A 9,673-nucleotide genomic window follows, 5' to 3' on the forward strand; every position below is an offset into this window, starting at 1 on the left:
GTCCGCACCCGGCGCGGCCGTGCCGCCGGCCAGCGCACCGGCTCCGGGCAGCGCGGTCGCATCGGCGCCGCCAGCAGCATCCGTTCCAGCGGCGCCGCCGGCGCAGCAGCAAACGCACGCCGGCTACCGCAACATCGACGAATTCGTCGTCACCTATCAGCGCACGGCCGACGGCACGCGTTATGCGGCGATCTTCCACCGCTTCGGCCTGTTCTCGTGGAAGCTGTCGGCGATCGATCTGCACGCGTAGCGCGCGGCGGCGCGTCGGCGCGGCGGCGTTGGCGACGTCGCCGCGATCGGCGCCTCAAGCGCCGATCGCGATCATCACATCACTGGCCGCTCGCCGTCGCGGCTTCGCGCTCGCGTGCGATTTCGGCCTTCTGCTCTTCGGCCGACGAGCATGCAACCAGAATGCTGCAGTTCACGCGATCGAGCAGTTGCGTGTTGCCCGATCCCATCCACCATCTCGATAGTCCGCTGCGGCACCGGTGTCCGACGACGACGAGATCGACTTTCAGCTCGCCGGCGAGGTTCGCGATTTCGTCGATCGGATAACCGAACGCGAAATGGCCCTCGGCCTGCACGCCGCGCTCGCGCAGCCAGTTCACCCCTTCCTGCAGGATTTCACGTGCGGTTTCCTCGAAGCGGCCGCATGCGACGTCGGTCAGCAAGCCGGCACTTTGCGCGATGCTCGAGCGCATGTCGACGACGGACAGCAGATGCGTTTCGGCCTTCAGGTCCAACGCGAGATTGGCACCGCATCGCAGCGCCTTGCGCCCCTCGAGCGTTCCGTCGTAGCACAGCAGAATCTTGTTGTAGCTAGCCATGAGACCTCCCTATCGCGACAACGAGCCCTACCCATTCATCATGGTGCGCCGCAATCCGGCGCGCAAGGGATGGAAAACGCTGACACGCCGCATGCGGCGCGTGCGCAATGATGCGGTGCACGATGATCACGGCCCTGCACGATGCCGGCGCATACGCGCTGAACGAACGCAAGCGATGCACTAGAATGGCCCGTCGTGCCGCCGTTTCGCTGCACGCGAACGCGCATCGCCACGCCTGCTTCGATCATGCCCGATCTGACCGGCGTTGTCCCGCTCCGTTCGCGGCATCCGCGCGCACCGCTGCTCGCCGTCACAACCATAACGCTGCCATGTCCGTCGCACCCATCGATTTCCGGAACGTCGAAAAGCGCTATGGCGACAAGCTCGTCGTCAACGATCTGTCCTTCCACGTGCATGCCGGCGAGTGCTACGGGCTGCTCGGCCCGAACGGCGCAGGCAAGACCACGACGCTGAAGATGCTGCTCGGTCTCGCGTATCCCGACGCCGGCGCAATCTCGCTGTGCGGCGAACCGGTGCCATCGCGCGCGCGGCATGCACGGCGGCGCGTCGGTGTCGTGCCCCAGTTCGACAATCTCGATCCCGATTTCACGGCTCGCGAGAATCTGCTCGTGTTCAGCCGCTATTTCGGCATGTCGGCGCACGCGGCACGCGCACTCGTGCAGCCGCTGCTCGAATTCGCCAAACTCGAGAACAAGGCCGATGCGAAGGTCGGCGAGCTGTCCGGCGGCATGAAGCGGCGGCTCACGCTCGCACGCGCACTCGTCAACGATCCCGACGTACTGGTGCTCGACGAACCGACGACGGGCCTCGACCCGCAGGCGCGGCATCTGATGTGGGAACGGCTGCGCTCGCTGCTCGCGCGCGGCAAGACGATCCTGATCACGACGCACTTCATGGAAGAAGCCGAACGTCTGTGCGACCGGCTGTGCGTGATCGAGGAAGGCCGCAAGATTGCCGAGGGCGCGCCGCATGCGCTGATCGCGTCCGAGATCGGCTGCGACGTGATCGAGATCTACGGACCGGACCCGATCGCGCTGCGCGATGAAGTCGCGCCGCTCGCGCAGCGCACCGAAATCAGCGTCGAGACGCTGTTCTGCTACGTCAGCGATCCGGAACCGCTGTGCGCGCGGATCAAGGGCCGCGCCGGGTTGCGCTATCTGCATCGTCCGGCCAATCTGGAGGACGTGTTCCTGCGGCTGACCGGCCGCGACATGCAGGACTGACCGACATGGACGTACGCAACTATTCGGATTCCGCTGCGCCGCACGCGACGCCTGCGCGCGAATCGCGCTTCGCGCTCGCGATGCCGGCGAACGCGACCAACTGGATCGCGGTCTGGCGCCGCAACTATCTGGTCTGGCGCAAGCTTGCGCTCGCGTCGATGTTCGGCAATCTGGCCGACCCGATGATCTATCTGTTCGGGCTCGGTTTCGGGCTCGGCCTGATGCTGGGCCACGTCGACGGCGTGTCGTACATCGCGTTTCTCGCAGCCGGCACGGTCGGCTCGAGCGTGATGATGTCGGCGAGCTTCGAATCGATGTATTCGGGTTTTTCGCGGATGCACGTGCAGCGCACCTGGGAAGCGATCATGCACACGCCGCTCGCGCTCGGCGACGTCGTACTGGGCGAAATCGTCTGGGGTGCCAGCAAGGCGATGCTGTCGGGCGCCGCGATCATGCTCGTCGCGGGCCTGCTCGGTTATGCGCGGTTTCCGTCGATGCTCGCCGCACTGCCGGTGATCGCGCTCGCGGGGCTCGCGTTCGCGAGCGTCGCGATGGTCGTCACGGCGCTCGCGCCGTCGTACGACTTCTTCATGTTCTATCAGACGCTCGTGCTGACGCCGATGCTGCTGCTCTCGGGCGTTTTCTTCCCGATCACGCAGCTGCCGCAGCTCGCGCAGCATGCGGCGCAGGCGCTGCCGCTCGCCAATGCCGTCGAGCTGATCCGGCCGGCGATGCTCGGCCGGCCCGCGACGGACATCGGCCTGCACGTCGCGATCCTCGCCGCCTACGCGGTGGGCGGCTTCCTGCTGTGCGCGTGGCTGTTCCGGCGCCGGCTGATGCGCTGACGCACGGCGCGCGCAGCGCCGCCCCTGCGCCCGACGACGTCACTCGTCGTCGTCGCTCCACGGAATCTCGACGTCGGTCAGGAATGCGACGGTCGCGAGCGGGCCGCCTTCGTGGCGGCCGAGCTTGCCGTCCGCGCGATGCCATTCGACGCGGAACTGCGTGCCCGGATCGTCGGCGATCAGATAGACCGTGCGCAGCTCTTCCGGATCGGCATCGGCGACCGGCCCGTCGAACGACACGAGCATCTTCTGCGGCCATACGCCGTTGACGGGATCGTAGATGCGATCGCCCTGCGGAATGTCGATGCTCGCCTCGACGCCGATCGTCGCGGACGCCTCGACGATCATCGTGCCGAGCGCGTTCAGCACGGCCGTCGCACGCGCGGAATTGGCCTGGCGGATCGCGAGATCGCCGCGCGTCAGCGCCTTTTCGAGTCGAGGATGAATCTTCGGTTGGGTCATGCGTTTTCCTGTTTGCTTCTTGTAAAGGGCACCGCGCGGATCGGCGGCGGTGCCGGATGAATACGGCGCGCACACGGGCCACGCGCGCGGCCGATGTGCGTCAGCCTCAGAATCCGAACGCGACCGCGAGCAGCCCGCTCGCGATCCCGAACACGACGACGAGGCTCGCGACGATCGCCAGCATGTATGGCTTGAACGACCGTGCGAGCATCGCGAGCGACGGCACGCTGATCGGCGGCAGCGTCATCAGCAGCGCCGCGGCGGGCCCGACGCCCATGCCGAGCGACAGCATCGCCTGAATGATCGGCACTTCGCCGGCCGTCGGAATCACGAACAGCGCACCGGCCACCGCGAACGCGACGATCCAGCCGAGATGATTGCCGATGTCCGGCCCGATGTGCGGAAACAGCCACGCGCGTGCGGCGCCGAGCAGCAGCACGAGCACGACGTACTCGGGCACGAGCCGCACCGCCATCCGCACGAGCAGCTTGATCCAGCGCACGAACGCGTTGCCGGCCGCGGCCTGCTCGGCCGCCAGCGCCGCGAGCTGCGCGTCGTCGATGCTGCGATCCTCCGGCCGCGCGATGCGGTTCAGCAGATAGCCGATGCCGAACACCATCGCGATGCCCAGCACGAGCCGCAGCGCGCTCCAGTGCCAGCCGAGCACGAAGCCCATGAACACCAGCGCGGCCGGGTTCAGCACGGTATTGCCGAGCCAGAACGCGACGGCGCCGCCCGGCGACGCGTGGCGCGCGCGCAAGCCCGCGACGACCGGCGCCGCGCAGCACGTGCACATCATGCCCGGCAGCGACAGCAAGCCGCCGGCTGCGACGCTGCCGAAGCCCGTGCGGCCGAGCACGCGCGCGACCCAGTGCGCGGGCAGCAGCGCCTGCACGGCCGAGCCGAGCAGCAGGCCGAGCACCATCGCCTGCCAGATCGCCTTGCCGTACGCCCACGCGTAGTCGAGCGCGGCCTTCAGCGACGGCTCGGGCGCCGACGCGGCCGTGCCCATCAGGATCGACTGGCCGATCGAATGATGTTCGGCGGCGACGAACGCCTTGTTGTAGTACGGAAACCATTTGACGTAGAACAGTCCTGCGACCGCGATCAGCAGGAAGGTCATCCAGCCGAGCGCCGGAACGGGTTGCGTGCGTGTGGTCGTCATCGTGAGGTGGTCGGATGGTCATGAGCAGTAATCGGCGTCGCGGCGGCGGTCGACACGTAGGCCGGCGACGCGGGCAAGCCCGCCTGCGCGAGCTGCTCGAGCAGCGTGCGCGCCTGGTCCGGCACGTCGGCCGCGTTCGGGCGGAACGCGAACGTCAGCGCGCGGTTCGGCTTGCCGTACGACGCGCGATACGTGCGCGCGTACGCGGGATCGTAATGCCGGTCGATCAGCGTGCCGAACAGTTCCGCGCGCCGGTCGGCGTCGAGCAGCGCGTGCCAGCGCGCCACCTCTTCGCGGCTGTGCAGCCCGATCAGCCGGTCGAGCTGCGCGCCGAACGCGGCGCGATCGTCGAAGAGGTGGCCGTAATCGTCGAGCAGGAACGCGATGCGCTCGTCGCGCGCGGCTTCGACCTGCACCCACGGCCCCGCGTGAAACGCGTCGAGCAGCGCGACCGGCAGCTGCACGAGCCCGATCTTGCGGCTTTCCGATTCGACGAACACCGGCCATGCCGGATCGTAGCGTTGCAGCGTTTCGACAAGCCCCGAATCGAACGCCTTCTGCGACGGTTGCGGCACGCCCGGCAGCGCGCCGAGCAGCGAGCCGCGGTGGCATGCGAGCGCTTCGAGATCGAGTGTCTGCGCGCCCGCACCGCGCAGCGCGTTCAGCAGCCGCGTTTTTCCGCAGCCGGTGTGGCCGACGAGCGCGATGTAGCGAAAGCGCGTCGGCAGCGTGTCGAGCGTCGCGCAGACCGAACGGCGGTACGCCTTGTAGCCGCCGTCGAGCTGACGCGCCTGCCAGCCGATCAGGTTGAACCAGGTCGTCATCGAGCCCGAGCGCTTGCCGCCGCGCCAGCAGTAGATCAGCGGGCGCCAGTTGCGCGGACGATCGGCGAACGTCGTGTCCAGATGGCGCGCGATGTTGCGCGCGACGATCGCCGCGCCCACGCGCGTCGCCTCGTACGGCGACACCTGCCGATACATCGTGCCGACGAGCACGCGCTCCTCGTTGCTGAGCACGGGCGCGTTCAACGCGCCGGGGATATGGTCCTCGGCGAATTCGAGCGGCGTGCGCACGTCGATGATCTCGTCGAACTCGGCGGCGCGATCGAGGGTGACAATCAGGTTCTTCAATTTGGCGTCGAAACGGGTCGGTGCGGCTCGGCGAGCCGCACGGGCGCAGGAAGGCGGACCTGCAATTATCTCACGCGCGGGCGCCGCGAGCCGCGCGCCGCGTTCGGCGGCACCGACGCGGCCTTCATCGCGTCGATCAGATGATCGCGAAACGCGCGCACCGACGCCGGCAGATCGCGCCCCGCCATCGTCTGTACCTGGATGCTGCGTTCACGCAACTGCGGGTTCGTGACCGGCACGACGACGAAACCGTCGGCGTCGCAGCGGTCGCGCACCGACAGCAGACCGGAGAACATCACCGCGCCCGTACGCTGCGCGTAGCGGTACATCGCGGCCGTGTTGTTGCTCGTGAGCTCCGGCTCGAGCATCAGGCCGTCGAGCGCGCATGCGATATCGATCAGCTGGCGCACGGTCGTGCCGGCTTCGGGCAGCACGTGCGGATGGCGCGCGACGTCGGCGAGCGATACGGCCTCGCGCGCCGCGAGCGGATGATCGCGGCGCAGCAGCGCGAAGATCGGCGCGCGCTCCGTATGCTCGACGCGCACGCCCTTTTCCGGCGCGAGGCTGAAGGTCAGCGCGATGTCGGCGTCGCCGTCGCGCACGCGCCGCGTCGCATCGGCCGGCGATACGACCCACACCGAAAAATCGACGCCCGGATGGCGCGCCTTGAACGCTGCCAGCGCGCCGGGCAGGAAATCGATCGCGAACCCTTCCGAGCAGGCGATCTTCAACAGGCTGCCGTGCAGCGCGTCGAGCCCGCCGATCTCCTTCATCACGTGTTCGGCTTCGAGCAGGCTGCGCTGCGCGAAACCGAGCAGCCGCTCGCCCGCCTCCGACAGCGCCATGCCGCGCGGCCGCCGCTCGAACAGCGGCGCGCCGAGCTCGCTTTCGAGCTTTGCGATCTGCCGGCTGATCGCCGACACGGCGACATGCAGCCGCGCCGACGCGTCGCTGAGCGAGCCCGTACGCGCGACTTCGACGAAATACCGCAGTGCCAGGCCATGCAGAAAAGCCGCCATCGTTCTGTCTCCGTGCCGCGAGCGGCTGTCCTGCTTTGCCTTTTCGGCAAAGAAAGCTTCGAAATTCGATCATTGTGACAAAAAAAACGGCTTTCTAGAATCGATCGCACTTCATGCCGGCGGCGCGGCCCGCGCACCGTTCGGCACCTTGCCGAGGAGACAGGTCTTGACCCGTACCGCTGCCGTTCAGCATGCGCTGAACCAGTTCGAATCCGGCGCGCTGTTCGCGACGCTGAGCCGCCGCGTCGGCCTGCGCACCGAAAGCCAGGAACGCGGCGCCGATGCCGCGCTGCGCGCGTATCTGACCGACGAGATCGCGCCCGAAGCCGCGCGCCTCGGCTTTTCGACACGCATCGTCGACAACTCGATCGATGGCGGCGGCCCGTTTCTGCTGGCGTCGCGCCACGAGGACGACGCGTTGCCGACCGTGCTGATCTACGGCCACGGCGACGTCGTGCGCGGCTACGACGCGCAATGGCGCGCGCCGCTGTCGCCGTGGAGGCTGCACGCCGACGGCGACCGCTGGTACGGACGCGGCACTGCCGACAACAAGGGGCAGCACACGATCAACCTCGCGGCGCTCGCGAGCGTGCTGCACGCGCGCGGCGGCCGTCTCGGCTTCAACGCGAAACTGCTGATCGAGATGGGCGAGGAAACCGGCTCGCCGGGCCTCGACGCGCTGTGCCGCCGCGAGCGCGACGCCCTGGCGGCCGACGTGCTGATCGCATCGGACGGCCCGCGCGTTACCGCCGAACGTCCGACGGTGTTTCTCGGCTCGCGCGGCGCGGTGAACTTCCGGCTCGGCCTGCGGGCGCGCGATGGCGCCCATCACTCCGGCAACTGGGGCGGGCTGCTGCGCAATCCCGCGATCGTGCTCGCGCATGCGCTCGCCAGTCTCGTCGATGCACGCGGGGCGATCCGCGTCGCGGGGCTGCGCCCGCCGCCGATTCCGGCCGCCGTGCGCGACGCGCTCGCCGATCTGTCGGTGGGCGGCGGCCCCGGCGACCCGGCGCTCGACGCCGGCTGGGGCGAGCCGGGGCTCTCGGCGCCCGAACGCGTATTCGGCTGGAACACGCTCGAGATCCTCGCGTTCAAGGCCGGCAACCCCGAGCATCCGGTCAACGCGATTCCGCCGGCCGCGTATGCGCACTGCCAGCTGCGCTTCGTCGTCGGTACCGACTGGCAGGCGCTGCAGGCGCATCTGCGCGCACATCTCGATGCGCATGGCTTTGCGGACGTCGACATCGAGGTCGAGCGCGGTGCGCCCGCCACGCGCCTGTCGCCCGACGATCCGTGGGTGCAGTGGGCCGTCGCGTCGCTCGCGCGCACGACCGGCAAGAAGCCGGCGATCCTGCCGAATCTCGGCGGCACGCTGCCGAACGAGGTGTTCGCCGACACGCTCGGCTTGCCGACGCTCTGGGTGCCGCACTCGTATCCCGCGTGCTCGCAGCATGCGCCCGACGAGCATCTGCTCGCGAGCGTCGCGTGCGAGGGGCTGCAGATGATGGCCGGCCTCTTCTGGGATCTCGGCGACGACGCGCCGCATCCGCGCCGCACGGCGTCGGCGTCGGCCGCGGCCGGCATCGCTGCGTAACGCGTGCTGCATCCTTCCACGGAGCCCCATCCACGATGAATACGACCACGCTGACCACGCAGGACGCCGCACGCCCCAACGCGGCGCAGATCCGGCGCATCATTTTCGCGGCGTCGATCGGCAACGCGCTCGAATGGTTCGACCTGATCGTCTACGGCTTTTTCGCGGTGACGATCGCGAAGCTGTTCTTCCCCGCGACGAGCGAAGCGACGTCGCTGCTGCTCACGCTCGGCACGTTCGGGCTGTCCTATCTGATCCGCCCGATCGGCGGCTTCGTGCTCGGCGCGTATGCGGATCGCGCGGGCCGCAAGGCGTCGCTGCTGCTGTCGATCGCGATGATGATGGGCGGCACGCTGCTGATCGCCGCGATGCCGACCTACGCGTCGATCGGCATTCTCGCGCCGCTCGGAATCATGCTGTCGCGGCTGATGCAGGGCTTTTCCGCCGGCGGCGAGTTCGCTAGCTCGACCGCGTTTCTCGTCGAGCATGCGCCGCAGCGGCGCGGCTTCATGTCGAGCTGGCAATTCGCGAGCCAGGGTCTCGCCACGCTGCTCGCGTCGGGGTTCGGCGCCCTGCTGACGTCTACGCTGACGCCCGCGCAGCTCGAAAGCTGGGGCTGGCGCGTGCCGTTCCTGTTCGGCCTTGCCATCGGCCCGGTCGGACTCTACATCCGCCGCTACGTCGACGAGGGCGTCGAGTTCCGCACGCAGGCGCGCGCCGAAGCGCCGGTGCGCGAACTGTTCACGCACTACAAGATGCGATTGCTGCTCGCGATCGGCGCACTCGTGATCTCGACCGCGATCAACTACATGGTGCTGTACATGCCGACGTACGCAATCAAGCAGCTCGGACTGCCGGCGTCGACCGGATTCGCGGCGACGCTCGCGACCGGCTTCGTGCTGACGCTCGTCACACCGCTCGTCGGGCACCTGTCCGATCGCACCGGACGGATCCGCGTGATGACGACCGCGGCGCTGCTGATGCTGGTCACCGTCTGGCCGACGTTCGCATGGCTCACGCGGCACGCGTCGTTCGCGACGATGCTGGCGGCGCTGATCTGGATCGGCGCGCTGAAGGCCATGTATTGCGGTGCGCTGCCCGCGCTGATGGCGGAACTGTTTCCCGCGCAGACGCGCGCGACGGGCCTGGCCGTCAGCTACAACACGGGCGTCACGCTGTTCGGCGGCTTCGCGCCGTTCGTCATCACCTGGCTGATCAGCGCGACCGGCAACCGGCTGTCGCCTGCGCTGTATCTGATCGGATGCGCGATCCTCAGTCTCGTCGCGCTGTTCGTCGCACGCACGCGGCTGCGGATGCAATAGTGGAAACGGCAGCGCGATGCGCTGCCGATCGAGCGGCGGCCCGCGCCGGCATCGCGCCGCGCGGG

Annotated in this window: 9 protein-coding genes and 1 pseudogene; 5 read left to right on the forward strand and 5 right to left on the reverse strand. The window is 68.6% G+C overall.

Features of this window, described 5'->3' with window-relative positions; genetic code table 11:
- A pseudogene (locus tag HMPREF3115_RS06905) lies at nt 1–250 on the forward strand (hypothetical protein); the annotation flags it as partial.
- Between the two features lie 79 nt (nt 251–329).
- On the opposite strand, the gene HMPREF3115_RS06910 reads toward HMPREF3115_RS06905, so the two are convergent.
- Entirely contained in the window at nt 330–827 is a 498-nt protein-coding gene (locus HMPREF3115_RS06910) for a universal stress protein (RefSeq protein WP_006400153.1), read from the reverse strand.
- A 329-nt stretch (nt 828–1,156) separates the two neighbouring features.
- Here HMPREF3115_RS06910 and nodI point away from each other — a divergent pair, with 329 nt between their 5' ends.
- Both nodI and HMPREF3115_RS06920 read left to right on the forward strand, forming a co-directional pair.
- Nucleotides 1,157–2,071, forward strand: a complete 915-nt coding sequence (nodI, locus tag HMPREF3115_RS06915) for a nodulation factor ABC transporter ATP-binding protein NodI (protein ID WP_070553862.1) — start codon at nt 1,157–1,159, stop codon at nt 2,069–2,071.
- Between the two features lie 5 nt (nt 2,072–2,076).
- A complete protein-coding gene (locus HMPREF3115_RS06920) occupies nt 2,077–2,916 on the forward strand; it encodes an ABC transporter permease (protein ID WP_006400156.1) in 840 nt (279 codons plus the stop codon).
- Between the two features lie 39 nt (nt 2,917–2,955).
- Here HMPREF3115_RS06920 and HMPREF3115_RS06925 read toward each other — a convergent pair whose 3' ends face one another.
- From HMPREF3115_RS06925 to HMPREF3115_RS06940, 4 genes are all read right to left on the reverse strand, one after another.
- Entirely contained in the window at nt 2,956–3,378 is a 423-nt protein-coding gene (locus HMPREF3115_RS06925; RefSeq protein ID WP_006400157.1) for a hypothetical protein, read from the reverse strand.
- Between the two features lie 106 nt (nt 3,379–3,484).
- Complete coding sequence (locus HMPREF3115_RS06930) at nt 3,485–4,543, reverse strand: permease (protein ID WP_006400158.1); 1,059 nt, start codon at nt 4,541–4,543, stop codon at nt 3,485–3,487.
- Complete coding sequence (mnmH, locus tag HMPREF3115_RS06935; RefSeq protein ID WP_070553864.1) at nt 4,540–5,673, reverse strand: tRNA 2-selenouridine(34) synthase MnmH; 1,134 nt, start codon at nt 5,671–5,673, stop codon at nt 4,540–4,542. Before mnmH ends, HMPREF3115_RS06930 begins: the two co-directional genes overlap by 4 nt.
- Nucleotides 5,674–5,738: 65 nt before the next feature.
- Nucleotides 5,739–6,692, reverse strand: a complete 954-nt coding sequence (locus tag HMPREF3115_RS06940) for a LysR family transcriptional regulator (protein WP_006400160.1) — start codon at nt 6,690–6,692, stop codon at nt 5,739–5,741.
- A 166-nt stretch (nt 6,693–6,858) separates the two neighbouring features.
- Here HMPREF3115_RS06940 and HMPREF3115_RS06945 point away from each other — a divergent pair, with 166 nt between their 5' ends.
- Both HMPREF3115_RS06945 and HMPREF3115_RS06950 read left to right on the forward strand, forming a co-directional pair.
- Complete coding sequence (locus HMPREF3115_RS06945) at nt 6,859–8,286, forward strand: M20 family metallopeptidase (protein WP_070553866.1); 1,428 nt, start codon at nt 6,859–6,861, stop codon at nt 8,284–8,286.
- Nucleotides 8,287–8,321: 35 nt separating this feature from the next.
- The gene (locus HMPREF3115_RS06950; RefSeq protein ID WP_006404876.1) at nt 8,322–9,608 is read left to right on the forward strand and encodes an MFS transporter; all 1,287 of its coding nucleotides are present in this window, start codon (nt 8,322–8,324) and stop codon (nt 9,606–9,608) included.
- Nucleotides 9,609–9,673 lie beyond the last annotated feature (65 nt).

This window comes from Burkholderia sp. HMSC10F09, from assembly GCF_001806955.1.
Lineage (GTDB): Bacteria > Pseudomonadota > Gammaproteobacteria > Burkholderiales > Burkholderiaceae > Burkholderia > Burkholderia multivorans.

Bases quoted from the DNA above. Each gene is read 5' to 3' on its own strand.
- HMPREF3115_RS06910 (WP_006400153.1), bottom strand. From the start codon at position 827: ATGGCTAGCTACAACAAGATTCTGCTGTGCTACGACGGAACGCTCGAG.
- nodI (WP_070553862.1), top strand. From the start codon at position 1,157: ATGTCCGTCGCACCCATCGATTTCCGGAACGTCGAAAAGCGCTATGGC.
- HMPREF3115_RS06920 (WP_006400156.1), top strand. From the start codon at position 2,077: ATGGACGTACGCAACTATTCGGATTCCGCTGCGCCGCACGCGACGCCT.
- HMPREF3115_RS06925 (WP_006400157.1), bottom strand. From the start codon at position 3,378: ATGACCCAACCGAAGATTCATCCTCGACTCGAAAAGGCGCTGACGCGC.
- HMPREF3115_RS06930 (WP_006400158.1), bottom strand. From the start codon at position 4,543: ATGACGACCACACGCACGCAACCCGTTCCGGCGCTCGGCTGGATGACC.
- HMPREF3115_RS06940 (WP_006400160.1), bottom strand. From the start codon at position 6,692: ATGGCGGCTTTTCTGCATGGCCTGGCACTGCGGTATTTCGTCGAAGTC.
- HMPREF3115_RS06950 (WP_006404876.1), top strand. From the start codon at position 8,322: ATGAATACGACCACGCTGACCACGCAGGACGCCGCACGCCCCAACGCG.